Origin of the sequence: Nocardioides soli (assembly GCF_014191495.1) — a bacterium.
In the GTDB taxonomy this organism is placed as follows: Bacteria; Actinomycetota; Actinomycetes; order Propionibacteriales; family Nocardioidaceae; genus Nocardioides; species Nocardioides soli.
The window spans coordinates 1,139,366-1,162,818 of record NZ_JACHWR010000002.1 but is presented as its reverse complement, the minus strand read 5'-3'; the positions used below and the strand labels follow the sequence as shown (position 1 = coordinate 1,162,818).

The 23,453-nt window shown below is 67.9% G+C and carries 19 protein-coding genes; 6 read left to right on the top strand and 13 right to left on the bottom strand.

Annotated features, from left to right (window positions below):
- Window positions 1–33: 33 nt before the first annotated feature.
- Window positions 34–1,350 carry a hypothetical protein gene (locus FHU40_RS15930; RefSeq protein WP_221199860.1) on the top strand — a complete coding sequence of 439 codons (1,317 nt, stop codon included), beginning with the start codon at window positions 34–36 and terminating at the stop codon, window positions 1,348–1,350.
- On the top strand, window positions 1,319–2,542 hold the full coding sequence (locus FHU40_RS15925; RefSeq protein ID WP_183593255.1) for a DNA-binding response regulator: 1,224 nt from the start codon (window positions 1,319–1,321) through the stop codon (window positions 2,540–2,542). The genes FHU40_RS15930 and FHU40_RS15925 overlap by 32 nt, the downstream gene beginning before the upstream one ends.
- Before the next feature lie 5 nt (window positions 2,543–2,547).
- Here the strand turns inward: FHU40_RS15925 and FHU40_RS15920 are convergent, their stop codons facing one another.
- The 9 genes from FHU40_RS15920 to FHU40_RS15885 form a co-directional block, all read right to left on the bottom strand.
- Window positions 2,548–3,969 carry a UvrD-helicase domain-containing protein gene (locus tag FHU40_RS15920; RefSeq protein ID WP_246390989.1) on the bottom strand — a complete coding sequence of 474 codons (1,422 nt, stop codon included), beginning with the start codon at window positions 3,967–3,969 and terminating at the stop codon, window positions 2,548–2,550.
- A gap of 43 nt (window positions 3,970–4,012) precedes the next feature.
- A complete protein-coding gene (locus tag FHU40_RS15915) occupies window positions 4,013–5,797 on the bottom strand; it encodes an ATP-dependent nuclease (protein ID WP_183593253.1) in 1,785 nt (594 codons plus the stop codon).
- Between the two features lie 614 nt (window positions 5,798–6,411).
- On the bottom strand, window positions 6,412–6,777 hold the full coding sequence (locus tag FHU40_RS15910; protein ID WP_221199859.1) for a hypothetical protein: 366 nt from the start codon (window positions 6,775–6,777) through the stop codon (window positions 6,412–6,414).
- A 16-nt stretch (window positions 6,778–6,793) separates the two neighbouring features.
- Window positions 6,794–7,498: a helix-turn-helix domain-containing protein gene (locus tag FHU40_RS15905; protein WP_183593252.1), complete on the bottom strand. Its 705-nt coding sequence runs from the start codon at window positions 7,496–7,498 to the stop codon at window positions 6,794–6,796.
- 5 nt (window positions 7,499–7,503) lie between these two features.
- The gene (locus FHU40_RS15900; protein ID WP_183593251.1) at window positions 7,504–8,190 is read right to left on the bottom strand and encodes a hypothetical protein; all 687 of its coding nucleotides are present in this window, start codon (window positions 8,188–8,190) and stop codon (window positions 7,504–7,506) included.
- Between the two features lie 14 nt (window positions 8,191–8,204).
- Window positions 8,205–9,680: a type IV secretory system conjugative DNA transfer family protein gene (locus tag FHU40_RS15895; RefSeq protein WP_183593250.1), complete on the bottom strand. Its 1,476-nt coding sequence runs from the start codon at window positions 9,678–9,680 to the stop codon at window positions 8,205–8,207.
- A gap of 37 nt (window positions 9,681–9,717) precedes the next feature.
- A complete protein-coding gene (locus FHU40_RS28345; RefSeq protein ID WP_246390618.1) occupies window positions 9,718–10,209 on the bottom strand; it encodes a hypothetical protein in 492 nt (163 codons plus the stop codon).
- Complete coding sequence (locus FHU40_RS28340) at window positions 10,206–10,802, bottom strand: ATP-binding protein (protein ID WP_246390617.1); 597 nt, start codon at window positions 10,800–10,802, stop codon at window positions 10,206–10,208. Before FHU40_RS28340 ends, FHU40_RS28345 begins: the two co-directional genes overlap by 4 nt.
- 92 nt (window positions 10,803–10,894) lie before the next feature.
- The gene (locus FHU40_RS15885; protein WP_183593248.1) at window positions 10,895–13,573 is read right to left on the bottom strand and encodes an endonuclease/exonuclease/phosphatase family protein; all 2,679 of its coding nucleotides are present in this window, start codon (window positions 13,571–13,573) and stop codon (window positions 10,895–10,897) included.
- 250 nt (window positions 13,574–13,823) lie between these two features.
- Here FHU40_RS15885 and FHU40_RS15880 point away from each other — a divergent pair, with 250 nt between their 5' ends.
- The 4 genes from FHU40_RS15880 (at window position 13,824) to FHU40_RS15865 (ending at window position 17,723) form a co-directional block, all read left to right on the top strand.
- Window positions 13,824–14,927: a tyrosine-type recombinase/integrase gene (locus FHU40_RS15880; RefSeq protein ID WP_183593247.1), complete on the top strand. Its 1,104-nt coding sequence runs from the start codon at window positions 13,824–13,826 to the stop codon at window positions 14,925–14,927.
- 10 nt (window positions 14,928–14,937) lie between these two features.
- On the top strand, window positions 14,938–15,318 hold the full coding sequence (locus tag FHU40_RS15875; protein ID WP_183593246.1) for a helix-turn-helix domain-containing protein: 381 nt from the start codon (window positions 14,938–14,940) through the stop codon (window positions 15,316–15,318).
- A 47-nt stretch (window positions 15,319–15,365) separates the two neighbouring features.
- Window positions 15,366–17,177 (top strand): hypothetical protein, encoded by a 1,812-nt coding sequence (locus tag FHU40_RS15870; protein WP_183593245.1) that lies wholly within the window; start codon window positions 15,366–15,368, stop codon window positions 17,175–17,177.
- A 333-nt stretch (window positions 17,178–17,510) separates the two neighbouring features.
- A complete protein-coding gene (locus tag FHU40_RS15865; RefSeq protein WP_183593244.1) occupies window positions 17,511–17,723 on the top strand; it encodes a hypothetical protein in 213 nt (70 codons plus the stop codon).
- 211 nt (window positions 17,724–17,934) lie between these two features.
- Here FHU40_RS15865 and FHU40_RS15860 read toward each other — a convergent pair whose 3' ends face one another.
- From FHU40_RS15860 to FHU40_RS15845, 4 genes are all read right to left on the bottom strand, one after another.
- On the bottom strand, window positions 17,935–19,470 hold the full coding sequence (locus FHU40_RS15860; RefSeq protein ID WP_183593243.1) for an ATP-binding protein: 1,536 nt from the start codon (window positions 19,468–19,470) through the stop codon (window positions 17,935–17,937).
- A 247-nt stretch (window positions 19,471–19,717) separates the two neighbouring features.
- Window positions 19,718–21,256, bottom strand: a complete 1,539-nt coding sequence (locus tag FHU40_RS15855; RefSeq protein ID WP_183593242.1) for an SCO6880 family protein — start codon at window positions 21,254–21,256, stop codon at window positions 19,718–19,720.
- Window positions 21,253–22,698 (bottom strand): hypothetical protein, encoded by a 1,446-nt coding sequence (locus FHU40_RS15850; RefSeq protein WP_343057887.1) that lies wholly within the window; start codon window positions 22,696–22,698, stop codon window positions 21,253–21,255. The genes FHU40_RS15855 and FHU40_RS15850 overlap by 4 nt, the downstream gene beginning before the upstream one ends.
- Complete coding sequence (locus FHU40_RS15845; RefSeq protein ID WP_183593241.1) at window positions 22,635–23,453, bottom strand: hypothetical protein; 819 nt, start codon at window positions 23,451–23,453, stop codon at window positions 22,635–22,637. The genes FHU40_RS15850 and FHU40_RS15845 overlap by 64 nt, the downstream gene beginning before the upstream one ends.

Here is a 23,453-nt window from a genome sequence, read left to right as displayed (position 1 = left end):
CAGCGCCGAGCAGGAAGCAGGGGGTCGAACCCGGTGGACGACGAGAAGCGTCGCGACGAGGTCAAGCGGCTGGGGCGTGCCGTTGTCTTCGTCCACCAGCACGACCACAAGATCACCGATCCCCTGGTGCGTGCCGAGGTCGAGATCCTGCTGCTCACCGGCAAGGCCATGGACCTCGCGGCCCGCCTGAAGGGCCACCAGAGCCTCGTCGTACTCACCCACGAGCTCGTCGTTGGCTACGCCAAGCACGCCGGCCTCGGCGGCCTGGAGCTGACCAACACCGTCCTCCCGGCGCTCAAGGCAGCTGGCCTGATCGACTACCGCATCGACCAGGCTGGGCGGATCTCTCACCTCGAGGAGTACATCGGGGTCTCGGCGACGGTGACCGAGCAGACGGTCGCCCTGCTCGACTCGCTCGGGCCGCAGCGTTCAGACCTGGCCTTCTTGCACTCGGTGGAGATCGGCGCGATCGCGCCACTGGCGGCGAGCCAGCACCTGCAGGAGATCACCAAGCGGGGCTTCACCGAGCCAGAAGCGCTCGAGGCATTGCGCCTGGCCCGAGCTGTCGGCCTCAACCTCGACGCGCCGTCCGACGAGCTCAACGAGCTGGTGGTGTTCAGTCCGTACGTCTGGGGCACGAAGCAGCTGTCGCTCGCCACCTTCCTTGGCGGGCTCCCGCCCAACGAGCGCGAAGCGCTCCTGGGCATGAGCGAGCAGGTGCTGTCGACGCCCGGCCTGCACCTGTCGAAGCTGAACGCCAATCCGGCAATCATCCGCAGTGCCACGAACGTCGGCCTCATCCAGGCAGCCACCGTTCGTTCCGCCACCGGCGCCTCCTCGACGTACGTCTTCTCGCCCCTCCTCGAGGTAGAGGACAACGCCTGCACGACCACCGAGGCCTTCCACCTGCGGAAGCTGTTCGTCGCGCACATTCTCTTCGGTCGCGACTCGGCGGCCCTAGGTGGTGGCCGGGTCCAGGACCCGGCTGTTCTGGTGAATGCGCTGCTGCGCAGGGGCACCGTGGGGCCCGCCACCAACATCGGCACGGACTACCACTTGCTGGAGGCCGCCGGCGTCGTCGCCGTCGAGCCGAACGAGGGTGGCCGGGCCTTCCTGCGTCTCGTCAAGCCGGAGATCGCGGAGTCCGCGCTCACCTGGATCCGTCGCATCACCGACACGTCTGGGACTGCCGACCTGACCCGCGGGCAGCGACCCGCTACGTTCATCACGCCGGAGGACGGCCGGACGAAGGAGAGCCTCGGGGCCTCTCACGAGATCATGGTCGCCTCCATCCACGAGCTGCGGAAGGAGATGCAGCGTGCCGCGCGCCGCGACGACCCCTGGGCTTGATGCCGGAGTCCTGGCCGAGATTCGGGTGGCCCAGGCCTGGTTCTGGGACGGCTTCTACGTACGTCGTGGAGTCGACCTGCAGCACCGCTTTGGCTCCGAGGTCTCGACCGTCACCGACCTCGACGTCTTGGGCTACGCCTTCAGCCAGGCGCTGACGCTCCACAAGCAGATCGGCGAGGTGAAGACCGGCACCTCCAAGAGCACCCCGCGTCCGCTCGACCGTGCCCTGTGGAGTCGTGGTCTCCGCGAGCTCGTCGGCGCCGACCGAGGTGAGATCACGACGGCGTTCAAGACCACCACGGCCACCCGCGACGCTTGCCGACGGCTCGGCGTGACCATCCAGCACATGGATGACCTGGCCTCGCGCGAGAAGCGGCTCGCCATCGGCAGCGTCGACGACGTCGGCTCTCAGGGTGTAACGATCGCCTTGCTGCGCAAGGAAGTGCTGGCGTTCGTGAAGTCCGACGCCATGTTGGAGCGCGGCTTCTGGTTCCTGGTGTCCGAGGTCTGGTTCCTCGAGCCCTTCGACGCCGTCAAGCGCACCCTGGGCTTGATCCGCGAGTTGAGCAAGGCCTGGCCGCCTGAGACCCACGCGGAAGCCACCAAGGCCGCACGGTGGTTCTTCGCAGAGGCCATCTCCATCGTGACCTTGAACTTGGCGATCATCGCGGGCGAGGCGAACACGATGGACGCGGCAACGTTCCAGGAGGTCGCCACAGCGCGCCTTGCGACCGGCGATGTCCCGTACTACGCCATGCGTAAGCAGGCCGAGCGGGTCGACGAGTACGTGGCTAAGATCCTCAACTCCCTCGACGCCCCAGCAGACGTACGCACTGGTGCCATGGGGGCGTTCCTCCCACTGGCACCGGACTACGCCGACCCACTGCTCGAGCTCATCTCGCGTCTCGCCGCTGACGCCGCGACCACGGCCAACCTGCCGCGGCAGATGGACGCCCTACTGTTCGAGCGCCTGGTACGACGACGCGATCTCACGGTCGCCCTGCAGGGTCGGCTGCACATGACCCAGGCGACTGAGCGTCAGGTCCACCTGATCGCAGCGTTCCTGCGCGGCCAGTTTGGCGTGCAGGGGCCGGTCGACAAGGTGCTGACCGCACCGTTGTCGCAGGAGACCAAGGGTGACCGAGCCGAGCAGGCAGCGTTGTTCGACGGTCTCACTGGCCCAACCGGTTAGACCGGTCAGCTGGCTCGGATCGGCGGGACGCTCTCTTCAGGGGAGCCTCCGGCCATACGACGGGCCGCCAGGACTGGGCTCTCGGCGATCACGGTCACCGACCGTGCTCCCCGCGACAGCGCCACGTAGAGCTCCTGAGCCGAGTAGCGGCTGGGATCCAGGATTACGACGTGGTCGTACTCCAGACCTTTTGCAAGGAGGGGCCTGGTCACGATGCGGTCGCTCGGTCGCCGGCCAGCAACTCGGGCGTGATTCCGAGTCAGCAGAAGTGCCTCAGCGACAGTGCAGTCGTCGGTCTCTGCGACGGCGATCGACCGAGTGACCTCGTACCAGGCTTCCCGGCAATGGATGGTGACGCCAGGTAGCGCGGCGATCTCAGTCAACGCCGCACGGATTGCAGTCGGCGATACCTTCGATCGAACGTTGTTGATCGCGGCATAGGCGCTCTTGAGCTCATCCTTGGTCGTCGTGAACGTCTGGCCATTTCCAAGCCGAACTCGTTTAGCGCTGGGGATGTGCCCCGCCAGTCCGGCCGAGGCGTTGATCGCGAAGTCCACGAGCGCCTTCGCCACTTGGGCGGCAGGCTTGGTGTCGATGGTGCTCGCCAGCTTGGCGGGGACTTTCTCGTCGATCGCCTCCATGACCGAGTAAGTGCCCTGCAGGTTGGAGGCGGCGCTGACACAATCGTTGCGGAATTGGCCGAGGACTGCGACGGCGCCGTCGAGTTTCAAGGCTCGGAAGCAGATCCTCACGAACGTTCGTGCATCGTCGCGTCGCACCAAGGCGATGGGGGCAGTCGAGAAGTCGATCGGCCGACCCTGCAGCAAGTTCTCCCGGATCTCGACCAGCCAGGTGCCGAGCGCTTCGTTCTCGGGCCAACGCCGCGGCCGATAGTCGACTTCGACAAGGGGGAAAGTGGGCAGCACGTGGATCGCCCAATCCACCGGCTGGTTCCCGCCGAAGTTGAACAGGCTCTGCAGAGGATCACCGAGCACAGTAGTTGGCACTGCCTGTGCGACGGCGACGACGAGACCATGCTGGTCGATGAGGCAGTCCTGATACTCATCAACAAGCACCATGTCGTAGCTCAGACGCAACATCTTGCGCACTGCCTGGGACTGCGCGGCCGTGGCCGCGCCTCGGTGATACTCGGCCGATCGGTTCCAGTCGGGTGATGGCGGGACGTCGAGTTCGGCGAGGAGCGGGAAGTGACTGATTAGGTCGAAGGCCCAAGAGTCGATGGTCCGAACAACTACCTGATCCCGTGGGACCTCGAACTTGGCCATACGCCGCCGAAGTGCGTCGACACCGGCATGGGTGTGGGTGAGGACGAGAGCTGTACCGCCGTCGGCTGCCGTTGCCGCGACAACAGCGGCGATGAGCTCGGTCTTTCCACATCCCGCAGGGAGCGACACAGAGCATGGCATCCCCTCGCGTATCGCTCTGACACCATCCTCCAGGGAAGGGTCGTCAGGCATCGGCTGTCTCGGCCGTCTGCTGCTCGGCTGCCGCGTCTGGGACGGGGGCTTCGTAGTAGGCGAACTCCTGGACGCGACCGAGGATACTCATCAGTGCGGTGCCCTCGAGGTTGGCCGAGTCCGTCATCACGACTGCCGCCAACGACTCGCCAGCATCTTCACGCTTGAACCAGGCGTTGCCCTTACTCTTTGTTCCCTTGGCTGCGGCGGCGACCGCGTCGCGGAGACCGCTCTCGTCAACCGCTGCTTCAGTCTGCCACTGCGCAAGATCGGTCCCCGTCAGTTGTGCGTCACCGAGCTTGGCGCCGACCGATGCACGGATCGACTCCTCCCCGCGAAGTTCGATGGCGAGATCGAGGAGAGCCTGCAAGCCCTCGACCGTGAGTGATTGCACAACCTCATCTTCAAGCGCCCGACCGTAGGACCATCGTTCGGCCACAACCCCGTCAGCCACAGCCGAAGCGACCTCGTCGTCAACCGTTCGGTCATCGTTGTCCATGAGGAGCAGGCTTGGATATCCGAGGCTCTGAAAGTTGCGGGCGCGCTGTGTCGGTTGCGTGCCTCCGCTGCCGTTGACGATCACGGTGCCGATCGCTGACACCAGACTTAGTTCGGCCGCAAGGCGCAGCTCATCCCAACGACGGATCAGACCGCGCAGGAAGCCAACTTCGGTTGCCCCCTCTCCGACGATTGCGCGGCGTCCCAATAGCGCCGAAGGGGCGGAGCGGAAGGCCCCTTGAGCATTCTCCAAGTGGTCCGGGACGGCGCGGCAGGACGTCGTGCCGCCGTCCGTACGAATCACCGCGAGGTGCTGCACTTCGAGGGTCTCAACCGTGATCGGAGAGTGCGTCGTCAGGATGACTTGCAGGTGCTGGTCATCCGCTCGCCTCTTGAGATAGCGCAGGACGTGCGCCAGGCGATGCGGTTCCAGGCCGTGTTCAAGTTCATCGATACCGATGATCGACCCGCCAGCCATGGCCTGGTCCTGGACAGAAAGGCTCGTGAGGCGACGGGTGCCGAGGCCGTAACTCGACAACGGAACCTCGCCGTCGTGGAGCATCAGGGCGTGGGCGGATGCAGCGGTGCCTGGCTCCAGCCCGGGTCGCAGTTTCGTGAACGGGGAAATGCCGAGCTTGGTGGCCGACGACTGGGCCGTCCCTGCCGCCGCGTGAAGCGGGTTCGGCTCAGCGTCGAAGACGGCACGGCGTGCCTCGCGTTGCGCGTCGAGAATGACCGACGATGCACCATCACTCCCTTCAGTAAGGCCCGAGAGCGCTGACCCGCGCGCCCACCGCAGATGGAAGTCCGGCCGCTCCCCCAAACGAAAGAAGCCGAGTTGGCGCCGCTGAGAAGCGGTGATCCCACGGGTCTCATCCGAGCCCGGTCGCACGACCTCCCACGTCGGCTCGAGTTCACGGGTCACCGTCAACCGGATGACCAGGCACTCCTCGGCGTCGTCGAGTGGGTCATGAACCAGGGTGCCGTCTGACTTCAGGCCAGAGCGCTCCTTGCCCAGCTGACTCTCCTTGACGAGCGAGTCCGGCAGCTCCGTGATGACGGCTTCAATCGTGAGGGGCGCCGACATATCCAAATTGAAGAAGTCCGCATCGGTGAACTGCGGGCTGTAGTTCGGACTTAGGACCAAGCCAACGGCGTCGAGCAGTGTGGACTTAGCACTGTCGCCGGGCCCGACCATGGCGATCAGACGCTGGTCTATGGACCAGTCGCAGGACTTGATCCCGCGGAAGTTCCTGATGCTGAGTCGTCGCAACATCATCGGCTCATCCCCCCGCTACCGATCACGTGCCATCCTCGTCAGCGGAAACTGCGAACGTGTAGCTGGCCCCGGACACCGGCGCCTCCCTCCATGGTGACGACAAACAGCGGCTCACTGCCCGAGCCAAAGTCGCGTTCATGACCATATCCGCCAGGTCCGACGGATTGTGGGAGTGCGCCCCAATCCAGTCCCTTAGACGAGTGGCGAGGCGTTGGCGACTGCGCGTTACCTCAAGTAGGTGCAACACAGAGGACAAATAGACCGCCATGGGTCGGAAGAAGGCATGAGAGAACGAGAGCAAGCGTCGCAACTCCGCGTAGTCCTTGCAGAGCACGTTCGCGCAAGAAGAAGCCGCTCTGGGCGGTGCCTGTAGGTCACCGAGCCGCGGTGGCACACCTCAAAACCATCTGCCATCTCGAGCGCGGAGGGACGTGCTAAGACAATCCCGCCTCGCTGATCTCCGACTGAGCCGCGACTAGCCTTCGATGTCGGGCTGAACGGGGCCTCACCGTCGAAGCACAGGGGCGCAGGGACGCCGCTGCAAGCTGGGCGAAGTGCAGCGGGGCTTGGGGTTGCCTGCATCGAATCACCGGCCTGGATGGCGGCGGACTGGGTCAGCACGGCAGGTGCCGCTGGCTGCCGGTCGAGAAGCTCGAGCAGGTCCACAGGCTCGTCATCGACGATTTGCGGAAGAGCACCGGCGATCGCCGCCTCCCCAAGCCACCTTCCAACACGACCTTCGGCCGGATACGGCGCCAGGTCTCCTTGTCGGTGCCGGCTGCCTTCATCGTCGCCTCGGAGAACCCTGAGTGGTCTTCGAGCCAAAGCGCGTTGCGGTTGTAGTTGATCCAGCAGCCTTCCTGCGGTGCGGAACGGCCGCCTTCCGGTGTCCCGCGTTCGTGGAGGCGATCGAGGAGAGCGTCGGCTGCCATTGCGGAGCCCAGTGCACCCATCAAGTTCTGCTGGTCCCGGTTCAGCATCGCGCTCGGCCCTGCCCTACTTGGCGGGCGCGGCCGAGACCGCGAGCCGCTGGCCGTCTTCGTCCTGGTGCCGCCGGGCAGTCTCGTTGCGGGCTTGGTCGAGGGCGGCCAGCTGCAGCGTTGTGCTGCGCCCGCTCTCGGGGGCGGCGGGGTCCTCGGCGGGGATGCTGGTCGGCTCCGCGTAGTGCTCGTCGAGTTGGTCGACGATGCGGGAGCACACCGCGTTGAGCCGAGGGTTGTTCGCGACCTTGTTCTGGGCATACATGACGCTGGTGTGGTCCTTGCCGAAGTGGGCCGCGATCGCCGGCAGGGTCAGGCCTCCGCGCCGGGCTGCCGTCATGGCCACGGCGCGGGCGTCGGTGACCGCGCGGTGGCGGTCGGCGCTGAGCACCGCGTCGCGGGTGGTGCCGAAGGACTGCGCGGCGGTGGCGATCGCGATCGCGCAGATGCCGTCGGGTCCGACGTCGGCCACCTCGCCAGTCGCGGTCTCGGTGGCGTTGACCTGGGTGGCCAGTGCGATCGCGAGCGCCCGCAGCTGCTCGGCGTTCATCTGGTCGAGTGTCCGCTCGACGGCGGACTGATTCGTGTTGGCGACCAGCGCGGCGAATGCCGCCGCCTGCTGGGCGGTGAGTTCGCTGTCTGGTGCAGCCGCCTCGGCGTGCTGGTCCTGCTGGTCGTCAACGAGCCGGAGCCGCCGGCTGTTGTTGTCTGGAGTGGCCATCGCGGCTACCACCTTTCGTGAAGGTCGTCGTGGTCGGGGGTGGCGTCGTCGTGTCGGGTGGCGGCCGCGGCCAGTTCACCGGCGCGTTCGACGTCGTCTCGGTAGCGCTGCTTGCGGCCGCGGCGCACCGGAGTGGAGGCATGGCTCTCGTCGCGTTCGCGCCGGGGCCGGGGCTGGTGCTTGCTTGGCTGGCAGCCGTCGCCGAGCCGGTCTCGCAGCCGCTCGAGGAAACCCGGCAGCCCGTAGCGGTGCCAGTCCTCCAACGCGGCCGGGGTGACGGCGAAGTTGGTGTAGTAGCGGCTGCAGGCCAGCACCGCGAGGTCGTGCACCAGGTGCGGGTGCGCGGGCCAGCACTCAGGGATCCCGGGGCGGGTCACGTTCCATAGGTGCTGCTCGTTGACCCACATCGCGACCAGGTCCAGCCACGCCCACAGCTCGGAGCGCATCAGTCCGGTGCATGTGGCCGGGTCCCAGGGCCGCGGCATCTGCGCGAGCTCGCGCAGCTCGTCCTCATCGGCCGGCGGTTCGACGGTGGCCTGCTGCAGCTGCTCCATCGCCGTGCGGATCGTGGGACCGGGCTCGGGAAACGGGCGCACCATCAGCCCGACCAGCGGCATCATCCCGTTGCCGTTCGGTGCGGCGGCCCCACCCGCTGCGCGGGAGGCGACCTGGGAGGGGTGCATCGTCGTCATCGGCTACTCCTCGCCTACTTGGGCATCCCGAGCCGCTGCCAAGTCCGGGACACCGGCTCGGTCGGCGTCGGGGGCTCGACGGTCACAGGGTGATTGGGCTGTGCGACGGTCTCGTGGCCGCGCGCTGCGAGCCGGGCACGCTTCTGCGCGGCCAGCAGCTCCTTGCCGCGCTTGCCGTCGATGCAGCGGTGCAGGTTCGCGATGATCGGGTCGTACATCTCCGCCAGCACCAGGGCCTTGCGCTGCTCGATGCGGCGCAGCTCGGCCGGTTCGAGGATCGGCACCCGCCGCTGGTCAAAGGACCGGTCCATCACGCCGAACAACTCGTGGCCGCGCGCCGAGTACCGAGTCTCGGTGTGGCTGGTCGGCCCGATCAGGTCGGAGAGCTCTTGATAGAAGCGGATGTCCTTGCCGCCACCGAAGACCACCAGGTTGTTCGACAACCCGTAGATGGTGCGGGCCTCGTCCTCGCCGTAGCAGACCACGAACTGCCGCCAGGTCTGGGCAGCGAGGACGAAGGAGAGCCCGAGGGCACGTTCGTTGGCCATCCGGGTCGACAGCGTCGGGATCGGCGCGGTCGACGGGAGCTCGTCCAGACAGGCCAGGAACGGAGGGCACAGCCGCCCGTGCGGAGAGGTCTCCCCCAGCCGCTTGGCGGTGTCCAGGATCTGCTCGGTGACTGCCGTCATCAGCGGCGACGCACTCGCGTACGGGTCGTCGCGGCCGAGCAGATAGAGCGTGCCGCCCGCCCGGATCAGGGCCTCGAGGTCGGTCGCCGGTCGCGTCGCGGAAGGAACGCAGCGTTCCCGGATCGAGCGCTGGAAGAACAGCGCCATGGACTGCTGGACGGTGGTGATCGTGTTGCCGGCGGTCCGCTCGTCACCGTACAGGGCTCCGCGCAGCAGACCGTCCCACAGCGGCTCCGCGGCCGAGTGGGTACGCAGGATCTCCTCGGCCTGCGGGTACTCGCGCGGGCTGGAGACCCACATCAGCACCCCGTCCAACCCGATGCCGGCGATCGCCGCGGCGTGGAAGTAGGCCTGCAGGACCTTGGCGCACTCGCCGGCGTAGAACCGGGCGGCCTGGTCGGAGGACTGAGAGGTGGCGCCCTTGATGGTTCCGTTCGCGAACGCCTTCGCCCGCCGTTCAGCGAGCATCGCGTCCTCACAGCCAGCGATCGGGTCCCACACCAACTCCGGGGTGCCGGGGGCGGCGTTAAACGGGTCGAGGACCGCGACCGGCCGGCCGCCGCGCTGCCGGGCCTCCAAGGTGAGGAACAGATCCTCGGGCTTCGTGAGGGTCACCAGCGCGCCACCGGGCGCATCGAGCAGGGCGGGCACCAGCAGGTCTAGGGTCTTGCCGGAACCCTGGGGGCCGATCACGCACGTGGTCCGGTCGAAGGGCACCCACAGTTCGGGTCCGCTGCGCCCGACCTGGCCGAGCCGCCAGCCCACCTCGTGGGGGTTCACGTGCTTGAGGACTGTGGCCATGATGGGTTCTTCCCTTCCGCTGTCTATTGGCTGTCGGCTACTTGCTGCCGACCGGGGTTCGGCGCCCGGAGCGGGCGTAGAGGTCGGGTCGGATCACCGCGGCGCTCTTGCGCAGTCGCGGCACCCCGAGGGCCTCCGCGGCCTGCGTCGGGGTTGCCAGACCGTGCCGGGAGCCGGTGCCGGCGGTCAGGTCGCGCATCCACATGCCGAGGACGACGGCGGCTCCGAGCACCAGGACCTCGCCGAGGAGCGTCAGCACCCATATCACGGCATCCGACGGCAGAGCGTCGGCGACGCCGCGGTGCAGGCCCGCACCGAAGTGACCGTGCAACAGCCCGGCGTAGGCGTCCAGAAGGTGCCCGTTCGGCAGCGCGAAGCCCCCTGAGGTGGCCCACGCGACACCGCCCTGGACGACCAGCGGCGTGATCAGGAAGAAGAAGAGCCCGGCCAGGAGGACGGCCACCGTGAACTCGCCCGCCGTCGGGGCGACGTTCGTGAACCGGGCGCGCCGGGAACGCTCCATGCTCATCGCCCCACCGCCCCCGCCACCGCCCAGGCACCGGCCGGTGCCTGCCAGCGGTGACACGGGAAGTCCATCGGCCCCCGCTGATCCGGGATGACCGCGACAGTGCCGATCGGCCAGTCCAAGCGCCCCTGCCCGTCCAGTACGGCGGCCTCGGCCGGGTCGGCGTGATCGGGTCGGACCAGGCCCAGGCAGTCGACTTCGCTGTCGAGCAGCGCGCGACCGGCCAGGCTGTTGCCGCCGTGAGAGGTCAGGATCGTCCGCGCTCTTCCCAGCGGCAGGAAGGAGATGCGGCTGTCGTCGAGCAGGTCCATGTCGTCGACCACGACCAGACAGGCTCCCGGACGGCAGTCGCGGCCGACCGGGTCCTCCAGCTGGTCGGGGTGCTCGGGCTCGCAGCGCAGGTCTGCCCATTCGCTGGGTGCTTGGGCGTACACGTGGGTATGCCGCCGGGTGTTCGCCAGCCACCACCGGGTGAGGTAGCGCGCGGTGGTGGTCTTGCCTCGGCCGACGTCGCCGACCAGCAGCAGCGGCCGGGCGCTACTGGTTGCGAACCCGGCGGCCCGGCCGTCGACTGTGGTGCCGATCCGTACGTCCATGCTTGGAAAGGCAACCCAGAACGGCGCCGATCGGACACACCAGCGCGACTGAATTTCGACTTCCGCTGCCATCGCCCGTCTCCCGTCCCGGCTTACGCGACCGCCGCCGGCACCCCGCCCAGGTCAAACGCCTGCTTGGGCAGGGCCCAGGTGACCGAGCCACCGGGGGTGTGGACGTCGGCGAACCCGACGCAGCCATAGACGCCGTTCGCGCTACAGCCGTAGTCGTTGCCGAAGATCTTGCCGCCGCCCACGTAGATCGCCACGTGGCCGACGCCGTTGCCGGTGTTGTAGGAGACCACGGCGCCCACGGGCGGGAGCGGGTCGAGGCCTGTCCCGTGGGACTGGGCCAGTCCGGCGTTAATGATGCCTTCGGCGACGTCCTGCCCGTTTCCGTAGCCCCGGCCGACGCCAGGGCCGCCGTAGAGCGCGTCGACGACCTTGGGGCACTGGTTGTCGTAGGTGCAGGGAGCACCGCTGGTCCACGACAGCCCGCAGAGGCCGTTGGAGGTGTCCATCATGGCGTCGAGGCGGGCCTTGAGTGCGGCCGAGAGCTCACCGGCGACCTGGATCGGCGAGGCGGTGCAGCCGGTGTTGCCGACGTTCCCAGCAACGTTGTTGGTGCCTGCGCCGGTTGCGGCGACCGCCTGGCGGGCGACGTCGAGGAACTGGTGGTAGTCGGTCTTCTCGAAGGGGATCCAGTCGGCGAACTTGGCCTCACCCGACCCGGGTCGAGCGGAGTAGAGCGCGAAGGCGTAGCGGGCGTTGAGGAGCGGGTCGAAGATGTCGGCCTGCGTGTTCCAGCCGGGCACCTTGCCCTTGTGCTGCACGGAGATCTGCCACAACCCGAAGTGGCTCCCGTTGGTGGCCTCCGGATCCCAGGTCGACTCCACCCGGGCGATGGCCACCGCGGTGACCAGGTCCTCCCCGCGGAAGCCGGCCTGGTAGGCGGCCGAGGCCGCAACCTTGCCGGCCTCGATGTTGCCGATCGCAGCGACCGGCTGGAGCAGTGTGCCGAGGTTCCCGGAGGTCGGGCACGGTGGGCAGCCGGCCGGCCTGGTCGCGCCCGGCTGGGTGCCGGGGGGTGCGTTCGTGCCGGGACCGGCACCATTCATGGCCATGCGTGTGAACAACGCGGGGTGATCGGAGTGGACGGCGGCCTTGCTGATCTCCCAGGTCTTGGTGACTTCCACGGGGGCGGCGTAGAAGTTGTAAATGACGCCGGAGTCCTTGGTGTACCGGTAGCCGGCCGCCGCCATTCGTGGCGCGGCCGCGTTGGGTCCGTCGTTGGGGTGGGAGTTCATGTCGCCACCCACCAGCACCGCCCCGTACGGGGCCAGGACGCCGACCAGGCCGGTCAGGTAGTCCATGCCGAGTCCGTACTGTTCGGCGCGGCTCATCGACGGGTTCCCCCACTGGCGGGGGAACCGATAGACGTTCGTCATGTGGTGGACCGCGATGACCGAGACGACCGCGCCGTCGGAGCGCAGGAAGATGCCCCAGGCGGCGAACCGGTCCCACAGCTTGTTCGTGCCCTTGAACACGGTGTGGTCGTCGTCGACGATCTTGACGCGGCCACCGTCGAGCATCGTCCAGGTATCCGCGCGCCACATGATCGCGCTTCCCATGGCCTGCCCCGCATCCGGGCCGGCCGGCGGCTTCTCGCGGTAGGCGTCGTAGCCGGGCGCGGCCGAACGCATCTGCGACAGCGGCACGTCCTCGACCTCGTTGAGCGTGATGAAGTCCGGCGACGGGCCGGCGAGGGCGCGGACACCGGGGTTGAAGCCACCGCGGGTCTTGATGTTGGCGTTCGCGACCAGGACCTGACCGCGGACCGGCCCACCGGGCGTGGCCGTGATGCCGGTCGGCATCACACCAAGGTCGGCGCTGCCTCCCGGCTGGCGCGGCGTAGAGCCGGCCAGCTGGGCGGTGGTGTGAACGAACGGGTGGTCGGTGTACTTGTGCGCCCTGTCGTTGGTGCTCCGGTCGACCACGGTCCCTGAGAAGGTGACGACAGGGCTGCCCATGATCCAGTCGATCTGCTGGTCGCTGGGGTTGGCGGCCGACCAGCCCGGACCGGCCACCGACAGGAACAGGCGCTTGAACCGGGCCTTGTCGTTCATGTCGCCGACGAGGAACAGCGGCGTGCTCGGCTCGGCGGCTTGCAGTTCCCCCAACGCCTCGGCCTCGGCGCGGACGGCGGCATCGCGCATCGCGTCCGAGCCGCCGACCGCGTTGGCGGGGTTGTGGGCGTTGAGCACCCAGATCGACCCGAGTCCTGAAGTGGAGGTGAACCGCACCAGAGGGACCTGGATCATTGGGCCGCCGTACCTGATCGAGACGTAGCGGACCTCGTCGACGTTCCAGGCCGAGGGCTGATAAGCGATCGCGTCCGCGGGGGATGAGTGCCCTCGGCGCTTGCCCGCCACGATCTTCCACGCCCCGTCAGTGGCCTCGAGGAAGGCCTCAGCCTGCGGCGGCTCGAACTCCTGGAACCCGATGATCGAGGCCCCTGAGGCGCCGATCTTGGTCACCATGTTCGGCACACGCTCGCTGTAGGGCCGCTCGCCGGGGTGGGGATTCTTCTTGTAGTGCGAAGCGCCGCGCCAGTTCAGCGTGCCGATCCCGAAGGATCCGCCCGCGGTTGAGTTGGTCGTGGTGGCGCATGCCGCGCGGACCGCCTCGATGTTCGCGCTCCCCATGCCCAGCATGAGCAGCATCAGCGGAGCGATGAGCACCAGCGGCAGGCCGAGGAGGATGCCCTTCTTCACGACTACGACCTCCTCAGGCGGACGCCGAGCGTGTGCGAGTTCGGCGCGAGACCGTCAGAAATCCGGCGAACATTCAGGTCACAATCCCCATCCGCTCAGGTTCGTTGGCCTGATTCGCGGACGGGATTCGCGTTTGGGCAGGTGGCGTCAGTTCAGCGCCGCTTCGGCGAACAATTGATGAACTGTCACTGTGCCTGACGATTTGCTGGTAGCGTCGACGCATGGCCGCCTCCGTTGAAGGTGATGGGTGATGGGACTTGTCGCGCTCCCGGGCGGCAGCGGCGAGGATCCGGTACTGACAGGTGCTCACGCGGTCGCGGACTTCGAGCAGGAGATCGTCGACCAGTACGCGCTCGCGATGGCCGCGGCGGGACTGAGCGATGGACACGTGCGGCGGACCCGGGCGGTGATCATCGAGTTCGCCCGAACATTGACCGGTCCGCTGTGGGAGGCGACCTTCGCTGACGCCGACTCGTTCTTGGCCGAGCAACGCCGTCGCGGGCACACGGTGTCCACCCGGGCCGGCAAGGCCGGCACGCTGTCGGTGTTCTACGAGTTCGTCATCGCCCGCTACGACGGAGTCATCCGCCGCACGACCGGCGTCCAGGTTGAGCAGCCGATCGATGAGTTCAACCGCCAGCACGGAGCCTCGCTGGGCAAGGTCCGGGTGCCGCCCTCCGATGAGGAAGTCGATGCGCTCTTCACCGCCTGGCGGGACTCGGTGACCCACGCACGCAAGTACCTGCCGGCCGCACGGGACTACTTCGCCGCCTCGCTGTGGCGCCGCGTTGGTCTGCGGATCAACGAGACCGTCAAGCTCGACATCCGCGACTGGCGCCCCGACCTGGGCAGCTACGGTAAGCTCCACGTCCGGTACGGCAAGGGCAGCCGCGGCAGCGGCCCCAAGCAGCGCCTGGTGCCCGCGATCAACGGCGTCGACCAGTTGATGGACTGGTGGATGGCCGAGATCCGTCCCCAGTACGGCCACGACTTCGCCGACCCGGACGCGCCGCTGCTGCCCTCGGAACGATTCGACCGTGACCTCGACCGATGCGGCCGCGTCGGTGACAACGCGCTGCGACGGGCCCTCGGGATCCAGGTCGAGCAGTCGCTGCCGGCCTGGACGGGACGGATGACACCACACGTGCTGCGCCACTACTGCGCCTCGTCGCTGTATGCCGCCGGGATGGACATCAAGGCCCTCCAGGAGCTCTTGGGTCATCTCTGGTTGGCCACTACATCCGGGTACGTGCACGTCCGCGCCGAGCAGATCGAACGGGCCTGGGACGCCTCCAACCAGCGCCTCGAAGTCCGGTTCGCCACCAACGGACTCAACGGCTTTCAGGGAAGGTAGGGACGAGCTGATGCAATGGAACCTGCGGCTGCGTGCCGCCGAACGAGGGATCTGGAAGTCGGCCCAGATGCGCCGGATGCTCGCCGATGCCGGGCTCGAGATCTCCGCCGGCAAGATGTCGTCCTGGTGGGCCGGAACCCCACCCACGATGCGACTCGAAGAGCTCGACGTGCTCTGCGCGGTGCTGGAGTGCACCCCCAACGATTTGATGAGCCTCGAACCCGACAAGGTCGCAGCCCGTCGCCCCCGAGCCACGGATGTCGCCAACGGCAACGGTGGCGGCGACGACGACCCCGATGGCAACGGCGGTAAGGGTGGCAAGGGCGGCGATGGCGGCGGGCCGGTGGTGGCGCCGCGGTTTGGGAAGCCGCGTTCGCGGCCCCCGCTGTAGGACCCGGCCACCACCCGGATCGCGGTTGGGACGTTGGTGAGGTTGTCGTGCCCGCACCTGGACCGAACGCGGCGCTGCGGGTCCCACCGAAATGCAACCGCTGCCAGGCCAGCCGGGTCGCGTGGACCAAGCCCCGAGTCGACTTCTGCTACGAGTGCCTGCCCGGCGGACCGTTCGCACCGCCGCCGTGCGTGCGCTGCGGGAGCCGCGACGAGTACTTCAGCCAGGGCATGTGCCTGCGCTGTCACCCCCGCAGCCCCGAGCACGTCGGCGCCTGCAAGGGATGCTTCGCGTGGGGTGTCTACCCCTCGCGCAACTGGACATGTTCGTCGTGTCGGTGGTGGGACACCCACAACCCGGAAGGGACCTGCCGCTACTGCCGCCGCCAGACCCGCGTCAGCGATACCCAGGCCTGCCGGCTGTGCCTCGAGCAGGCGCGGATGGTGCAAGAACCCGGCCGCGGCCCCGACGTCGCGGCGGCCAACCGCCACAGCCAGCAGCTGTTCTTCGCCAACATGCTGTTCAAGCGGCGCGCATGGCCGATGCCACCAGCCGAGCCCCGACGACCTGCCAGGAGCCGGTACAAGAACCGGCTGCCGTACCAGCCCGGCACCCGGTTCGACGACCAGGCCTGGGTGCAGCTGACGCTGTTCGACATCGCGCCGGATCCCGAGGTGGTCCGACGACGTGTGCTGGACGAGGACAGCGAGTTGACCCGCTACTGCGCGGGCGTCGTCAACGCCCACGCCGACCGGTACGGCTGGAGCGTTCGTCAACGCAACGCCGTCATCCGGTCTCTGCGGGTGCTGCAGACTCTGCGTCCGACCTCGACCGCGAAGATCCTGGCCAGCGACGTTGTGGCGCTGCGCCGCTACGACGGCACCATCTCCTCCACCCTCGACGTGCTCGCCGAAGCCGGGCTGCTTGTCGAGGACGTCCCCACCCTGGCCGAGCGGTACTTCAACGCCAAGTTCATCGCCACCGGCCAACTGCCACCCGTGATGCGCGAGCACCTCCAGCTGTGGCTGCAGATCATGCTCGGCGGCTCTCGGCAGCAGCCCCGTCAGATCCCCCGCGATCCGGCCACGGTGCGACTGCACATCCTGGGCATCGCTCCGGTCGTGCAGACCTGGGTCGAAGCCGGGAAGCGGACCTTCGCCGAGATCACCCAAGACGACATCCGTGACGCCCTCGCCACGCTCCCGGTCGACAACACCCGGCGCCACTTCGCAGAAAACGGTCTGAAGTCGCTGTTCAAGATCCTCAAGGGTCGCCGGCTCGTCTTCGCCGACCCGATGAAGGGATTCCAGACCGCACCGATCGCCACCACCATCCCGCTGCCGATGGACACCGCGCTGATCCGGGCCGAGCTGCACTCGCCTAACCCCGCGGTCGCGCTGTCCGTTGCCCTGGTGGCGTTCCATGCCCTGACCGGCAAACAGCTCCGCGAGCTCCGGTTGACCGACATCAGCGACGGTCGGATGGAACTGGACGGTCGCGACATCCCGCTCGCCGCACCGGTACGGACCCGCCTCTCGGCCTGGCTGGACTACCGCAACCAGACCTGGCCGAGCAGCGCCAACCCGCACCTGCTCATCAACCGCCGCACCGCACCCCGGCTCGTCCCGGTCGGCCGGGCCTACCCGTGGAAGGACACCGCGTTCCGACCCCAGGCCCTGCGCGAAGACCGCATCCTCCACGAGATCCGCGCCAACGGCGGCGACGTACGCCGCCTCTGCGACCTCTTCGGCCTGAGCGTCGCCGGAGCCACCCGCTACCTCAAGACCGTCGAGCACCCCGACCTTACCGTGCACGGCGCGCTCACACAGTTTCCAAAGGCTCACCCCGAAACCGAATGAGCCGGACGGATCGACCACGATCACCGGTTGCATGGACACACCACCCCCCGTGCCCCCACGTGGAAGCTCGAGTTCGCTGCGATCAGCCCATGGACCCGAGCTCGGCGCGTCCGCGTCGCCGACAATGCGGGTTGGGCAAGCCGCACGGTGACGGCGCCTCCCGCCCGCGATCGGACAGTCCGCGCATCCCACGCAGCCGACAGCCGCCGGCCGGAACTTCGCACCGACAGCGGCTTTGCGATCTGCATGCCAACGTGACTCCAACTCGCCACGTCTATATAGGTAGAGGCCCGGCGACGGCTGGGCCGCGGTAAACCATGGAGGCACGAGACGATGAACAACACCGACGAAGGTCCACACATGGACCTCGACGACTTCCGCGCCAGGCTCAACGAGGCGGTCGCCCACCCGCCACCGATGCCCACGGACACCCTGTGGCACATCAAGCGTGAGGGACGACATCTGGTACGACAGCACCGTCTGGAGGCACTAGTCACCGCGCTCTTGGTCATCGTCGCCGCAGCGCTACTGACCTTCGCCCGCTGAGTCCAAGGGTCTGGCTCCGTCTCGGCCGACTCGGCCACCTGACCAACCGGACGCCGAGTGCCACACCTCGGTCGGCCTATCGCGGCTGCCCACCCTCCGGAGGGTTCTGCCCCACAGATGCACGAGTTCCGTGAACCTGAGCATCCAAGTACGCTTAGAGCACCGAGCGTGCTCAAGTTCGCGTCAAAACCGTCAATATTCATGGGAACTTCTAAAGAGCCGGGTCGATCGCGTCGTTGGTGTACGTGAGCCGCCTTTCGAGAGGCGTGAGCAGCGTCTGCACCTTGTACCGCTGGTCGCCGACCATCCACAGGGCGCGGCCCTTCTCCTGCATCGCCCAGTTCGTGATCACGGACTGCTGCATCTCCGAGAGCCCCATCAGACGGCCGAGCTCGTCGGCGACCGACTCGTCCTGACCCATCAAGATCCGCACGTCGGAGAGGTTGAGCAGGTCCTTGGCGATCTGAGCGGCCTGGCTGCCCTCGTCGCCGGCCGAGAGCGGGTCGGACGGCTTGTGGTAGGTCACCAGCTGGATGTCGCCCTCGGTGCGGGAAAGCCGCAGGTTGGCGTCCAGCGCCATGACCGCGTCCAGCGACAGCCGGGTCTGCAGCCACGCCTCGTCTCGGAGCACGATCCGCCGATCACCTGCCGATGCGGTCTCCCGCATGCCCTGACCCCAGGAGTTGAGGCACATCAGCGCGATGCCCACGGCGACCTTGTTGCCGGTCTCGTGAAGCGAGCGCAGCGACAGCGTCTGGATCGGTGCACGCCAGTCGGGGTTGAAGGTCGACTCAGTGTCGAACATGCCCTGCAGCGATCCCTCGCACAGAGCACCCAGCGCGTCGCGCAGCGGCCGGGTGCCGTCGTAGAAATCCTGCTCGGTGGCGTAGCGGCAGTCCGCGACCAGGTCTTTCGTGGGCGAGTCCAGTGCTGCCCACACCTGCGGAATGGTGACCGGCTTGAGCCGGGAGGCGCCAACAGACCAGCCGGTCAGGTGCCGCAGCACCTTGTTGATGACCCGCTCCTCGGTCGGGGTGAACGTCACGCCCTGGGAGCCAATCAGACCCCGGATCAGGAACAGCCAGCGGTTGAAGATCACGTTCGCGCGGCGGTGCTGCTCCTCGCGAGTCTGCTTCTCCCAGTCCACGCCGAGCGGGCCGAGGTCGAGTGGGTTGATCCGGCCCGCGAGACCGGGGCCGATGCGGAACGGGTCGACGCCGAGGAACCGGGCGAGGTCCTCGTACTCGTCCTTGACGTCGCCGAGTACCAGGGACCGGTAGCCGTATCGGATCATCCGGAGCATGAACGCCTTGACGGTCGCGGACTTCCCTCGACCCGGCTTGCCGAAGATGAAGATGTTGGGGTTGGTGACCGGGATCGAGTCGTCGAGCACCCAGCCCATCGGGTCGCAGTAGAACTTGCCGCCCGAGAGGACGTCGTATCCCATCTCGGCACCCGACGGCGGGAGCCCGTCACCGGAGATCAGAGGCCACAGGGCCGGGGTCTCCTCCGAGGTCATCTGATAGCCGGCCAGCGGCGGCATCGTGGCCGCCCACCCATGCCCCATCCGGCGTACGCCGTTGGGCTTGACCGAACCGGGGAACAGCTTCTCGGTCGGGGGATCCGCGACCGGAGCCGCCTTGCGCGGCATCGTGGTCCCGAAGTCCGACAGCAGGTCGTCGATCGTCCGCGACGACGGCCGCGAGGTCTTCGAGCCACCACGAGCGCGGGTCTTGGTCGCCGCCACGCTCACCACTCCCCCGTCGTCACGCGCGGCGAGGGGTGCGTGATCGCCATCGCGTGCAGGCGACCAACCAGCGGCGGTCCCGCCGCGCCCAGGTCCGAGCGGTTCCTCGATTGCGTCGATATCACAGGTGTCTCCTTCGGCAGGGCGGATTGGTGCTCCATGCCTGGAGAAGCAACAGCGCGGCCGCCAAATCGGACATCTGACGACCGGGCTGTTCAGGCCGGGCCGGGTCTGCGCGCTTCTCGGGTTAGCGGCGCTTCTTCGGCAGGCCTGCCCCCAGCGGGATCGCGGACACGGCGAAGGCCGCGTCGTGTGCCCCGTCCAGAGGGAGTGGGGTGAAGCCGCTGATACGGATCGAGGCGTCGAGACGGCGGCCGAAGTCCTGGATGTTCCACCCCGCCGGAACCGTGACCGAGACCGCCGAGGACACCTTGACCAGTGAGCGACCCATCTCGAGCCTCTCGTCGCGCTCGTGCAGCTTGCCCACCGACTGTCGGTCCTTGGCCCGCTCGACCTTGCCGGCCTTCTCGCGCAGCGTGCCGGCCATCACCGCCGACATCTGCGCCTGGCCGGTGGCCCGGTCGGCCGCCTGCTGCGAGACCGGCCGGTAGAACACCGTCAGCGCGCGCCGCTCGCCCGGCTGGGACGGCACCAGCACCCGCGCCAACGCACCCATCCGGGCACCCTTGCGGGGCAGCAGGATTGTGGAGGAGATCGACTCCCACTCCCCGTGCCGGTAGGACCGCAGCGCGGTCGACGCGTTCGTCGGACCGGCGGCGCCAAGCGGGACACCTGCTGTGATCGCCGGGTCTTCGCGGTGGTGGATCGCCGCGTCCGCGAGCGCGGGCGCATCACCGGGCTCGAAGCCGGTCCGGATCGCCACTGCGAGCTCGGAGCTGTCGAGCCAGTTCACCCGCGTGCAGCCGATCGACCCAGTCAGTCGGGCTTCCACCTCGGCCAGCACCGAGTACAGGATGCGTGCGCGACCCATCACGCCTCGCCCAGCGCGCTTGGCGTCCTTGTTGATGACGTCCTCGCGAACCACCACGGTAACGAAGGCCTCGCGGCGCACGGCCGCGCCGGCGGTCATCGACTCCAGCTGGGCGTTGACCCGGGCTGAAACCTCGGGCTCGTCGGGGCGCGCGTTGTGACGCACCCACTCGTCGCGCTCGGTGCCGTCGTCGGGGATGGTGCGGACCTGAACGACGACCAGGTCGATCTGGTTGCCGGCGGTCGCGGCCTCCATCATCTCGGTCAGGCCGGCGCCCATGCGGAACCGATCTGCGTCGTCGCTCATCCCGATTCCGGGGTGGACGACCCGCGCGGTGGCCGCCCACGTGCGGGTTGCGTGGTTCTGGATGATCGCCGGGCGTGCGGTCTGTCCGGTCATCGGCGGGCCGTCGTGGATCTGGATGCCGGACAGGATGCCGGGGAGGTCCGCCTCGCCCGCGTCGCCGTCGTCCTCATCGTCGTCTGCGTCCCCGAGGTCGAGGTCGCCGGCGGCGGCCTTGGACTGGAACCGGGACCAGCCGAACGCTGCCCCGGTCAGGTGCCGAAACAGGACGCCGATCCATTGGAAGGCTGAGTGGCCTCGGATCGGTAGGCAGGTCAGTAGCGCAACCACGCCCCACATCGGGACGAGGCCGAGCAGTACGAGCCACTGCCCGATGGCGATCGCCATCCAGGTCGGGAACCCGGCGGCCAGCACCATGAAGAACTGGGGGCCGGTGAGCCCGAAGAGCCAGGCCTGCCGGTCACGGGTCGCGGATGCTCCGTAGACACTCATGCGAACGCTCCGTCCTCAACTGCGGCCTGGGCCTCGGGTGGAATGTCGTTGGCGACGCCGTCGCCGTTGGTGTCGTTGAGGGGCCGGAGCTTCTGCCTCTGCTGTCCCTGCTGCTTCTGCTTGGGGGTGTGGTCGGTCGGGTAGTAGCCCTGGTTGCCGATGCCGGACTGGCCGAGCACGTCGACGCTCATCGAGGCGCCGGCCTGGGCGACCTTCCCGGTCTTCTCCATGGCGCCGCCAACGACCCCGCCGACCTTGCCGCCGAACTTCTTGAACCCCGAGGACTGGAACCGGTTCGCGGTCTCAGCCTCAGCACCGTTCTCTGAAGTAGTGCGTCCGTCCGAGGCGGTCTCGCTGGCAGCACCAGAGCCAGACGCCTGGGCGCCGGCGCCCTTGCCCTTCAACAGGCCGGCGACGCCGCCGTTGGCGTGCATCGTCGACCGGAACGAGGCACCCGAAGCGGTGCCGGGGTCGACGAAGGCCAGCAGCCGGAACAACACCAGCGGCATGAAACAGGCCACCAACATGATGATCGACCCGACCACGGACATGCCGATGTTCTCCGACGTCGAGGAGAAGTGCAGCACCGTCTCAGCGGGGCTCTGCTCCTCACCGTCGGGCATGCCGGCCCAGGCGAACTGCGTGCCCATTCCCACCATCAGCGCCAGCAGCGGCTCCATCAGCACACAGGCCAAGAACCAGCGGATCGACTTCCACATCCACGACTTCGTGCCCTCCGACAGCGCTCCCGCGGCAGCCATGGGCATGGTGGCCACCAGGATCAGCAGCGCCGCCGAGCGCACCATCATGATCACCATGTGACCGAAAGACGCTGGGATCAGGATGAACAGCGCACAGATCCCGAGCGTGGCTGCCTGTGTCGTGCCCGAGACGCGGTCAACGAACCCGTCGCCTGCCGCGTAGCCGGAGAAGCTGTCGACACCGAGCAGCGTGTCCAAGATGCCCTTGGTCAGCCCGGAGGCGGCTGCGATGAACCCAGCGCTCACGGTGATCCAGCAGGACAGGACGACGCCGTACTGGACCGCCCCGGCTGCCAGGGTGCCGAACCCACGGCCGTCCTGCCGGATGATCGCGAGGCCGATCTGGCCGAACGCCATCACCAGGGCGATCACCAGGGCGATCCACAAGGTGACCGAGTACAGCTTGGCCAGGTCGGGGTCGGCGACGTTGGGGGTGAAGTTGTCGATCAGTCCGAAGGCGGTCTTGAGCAGCCACAATGCGCCCGACCAGATCGACATCATCATCGACGTGAACCCGTCGGCCAGGCCCTCCTTGGCCTTGTCCCCAAGCCAGTCCAAGGGGTTGAGATCGATCATGGGGACGATGCCCGCAACGGTCTGCGTGCTCATGACTGAGCTCATGACTGGGGCACCTCCAGCCACTGGTAGCCGGCGTCGAAGGAGGCCTGGGAACCGGGCCACAGGGACGGTGCCGGTGCCGGCTCCTCGCCCTCGCCGATCACCCACCGGCCGTCCTGCCACACCATGCGCTGGCAGTCGCCGGCCGCGACCTGCTGCGGCTGGCCTGACGCGGTGGTGGCGGTGATGATGAAGTCGATGCACGGAATGACGAAGTCGTCACCGACCGTGCCCTTGATGAAACCCATCTTAGGCTCTGCGCCGATCGTGATCGTGTTCTGAGCCTCCGAGGGCATTCCGGCCGACTCCAGGAGTGCGGCCAGGCCCCGCACACCCGACCAGCTCTCGGCCGTCGGGCCACCAGGGGCGGCCCACGCAGTGATGACCTCCTGGGCCACTCGAACCGACGCCGAGGTCAACGCGGTCGTGTCGATCGCGGCCAGCTGAGCCAGGGCGCCCTCCGGCGTGTGCGGGAACCCGGTCGCAACACCGACCTCCCCCACCTCCATCGGTGCCGGGATCTGGAGGGTGCCGGTCTCGCCCGAGGACAGGCTTCCGGGCTGTGCGGCCTCCAAGGGCGCGTCGGGCAGCTGCTTGTCGGCGAGCTGGTCCTGGGCGGGCTGTGCCGAATCGGACCCGGTTCCGTCGCCGGCCGTGTGGTCGGTGAGCATGCTGACCACCGACCACACGGCCCCCGCTGCCATGGCGAGGACGACGACGGCCACGGCCCCCAGCAGGATCTGGAGCCTGCGGCGGGTCCATTCGGTGTCGGGGTCAACCAGCTTTGACTGGTAGACGTGTCGGGTCCGGGTGAGCAT

Excerpts from the sequence above, each read along its gene's own strand:
- FHU40_RS15920 (WP_246390989.1), bottom strand. The coding sequence starts at position 3,969 with ATGCCATGCTCTGTGTCGCTCCCTGCGGGATGTGGAAAGACCGAGCTC.
- FHU40_RS15915 (WP_183593253.1), bottom strand. The coding sequence starts at position 5,797 with ATGATGTTGCGACGACTCAGCATCAGGAACTTCCGCGGGATCAAGTCC.
- FHU40_RS15910 (WP_221199859.1), bottom strand. The coding sequence starts at position 6,777 with ATGCTGAACCGGGACCAGCAGAACTTGATGGGTGCACTGGGCTCCGCA.
- FHU40_RS15905 (WP_183593252.1), bottom strand. The coding sequence starts at position 7,498 with ATGGCCACTCCAGACAACAACAGCCGGCGGCTCCGGCTCGTTGACGAC.
- FHU40_RS15900 (WP_183593251.1), bottom strand. The coding sequence starts at position 8,190 with ATGACGACGATGCACCCCTCCCAGGTCGCCTCCCGCGCAGCGGGTGGG.
- FHU40_RS15895 (WP_183593250.1), bottom strand. The coding sequence starts at position 9,680 with ATGGCCACAGTCCTCAAGCACGTGAACCCCCACGAGGTGGGCTGGCGG.
- FHU40_RS28345 (WP_246390618.1), bottom strand. The coding sequence starts at position 10,209 with ATGAGCATGGAGCGTTCCCGGCGCGCCCGGTTCACGAACGTCGCCCCG.
- FHU40_RS28340 (WP_246390617.1), bottom strand. The coding sequence starts at position 10,802 with ATGGACGTACGGATCGGCACCACAGTCGACGGCCGGGCCGCCGGGTTC.
- FHU40_RS15880 (WP_183593247.1), top strand. The coding sequence starts at position 13,824 with ATGGGACTTGTCGCGCTCCCGGGCGGCAGCGGCGAGGATCCGGTACTG.
- FHU40_RS15875 (WP_183593246.1), top strand. The coding sequence starts at position 14,938 with ATGCAATGGAACCTGCGGCTGCGTGCCGCCGAACGAGGGATCTGGAAG.
- FHU40_RS15865 (WP_183593244.1), top strand. The coding sequence starts at position 17,511 with ATGAACAACACCGACGAAGGTCCACACATGGACCTCGACGACTTCCGC.
- FHU40_RS15855 (WP_183593242.1), bottom strand. The coding sequence starts at position 21,256 with ATGAGTGTCTACGGAGCATCCGCGACCCGTGACCGGCAGGCCTGGCTC.
- FHU40_RS15845 (WP_183593241.1), bottom strand. The coding sequence starts at position 23,453 with ATGCTCACCCGGACCCGACACGTCTACCAGTCAAAGCTGGTTGACCCC.